Consider the following 614-nt stretch of genomic DNA (forward strand, 5'->3'; position numbering starts at 1 on the left):
GTATTGACCTGGGTTTCGACACCCCGTGTGGTGCCGCCGGCATTGTAGGCCTGCTGATAGAYGCCGTWGACATCGCCGTCTTGGTAATCGGAACGCCACGTCACCACCCAACCGCCGTCGGCAAGCGCGGTGATTTGCGGGCTGTCTTGCTCAACGACGGTGTATGTGTTGACCGGCGTCTCGACACCTAACGTGGTGCCGTCGGCATTGTAGGCTTGCTGGCGGATGTCGTAGATACTGATGCCTGAGCCGTAGGAGCGCCACGTCACCACCCAGCCGCCATCGGCAAGCGCGGTGATCTTCGGACTCTCCTGCGAGCCGGCTGTATAGGTRTTGACYYGGGTCTCGMCMCCCYGYKTGGTGCCRTCKGCATTGTAGGCCTGCTGGTAGACGCCATAGCCGTCGCCGTCCTGGCCATAGGAKATCCATGTGACCACCCAGCCGCCATCGGCAAGGGCGGTGACCGGCTGGTTCTCCTGCGAGCTCGCCGTTTCAGTATTGACGCGCGTCTCGCTGCCATGCGTGGTGCCGTCGGCGTTGTAGACCTGCTGGTAGACACCGTAGCTGTTGCCGTCCTCGCCAAAGGACGTCCAGGTGATCACCCAGCCGCCATC

The 614-nt window shown here is 62.7% G+C and carries 1 protein-coding gene; it reads right to left on the reverse strand.

Annotation, left to right across the window (positions count from 1 at the left end; all coding sequences use genetic code 11):
* Nucleotides 1–602 (reverse strand): hypothetical protein (locus AC1D0P_RS27035; protein ID WP_477679550.1); only part of this gene is annotated, 602 nt, incomplete at its 3' end.
* Nucleotides 603–614 lie beyond the last annotated feature (12 nt).

It is taken from the genome of Polaromonas sp. P1_G2, assembly GCF_056405515.1.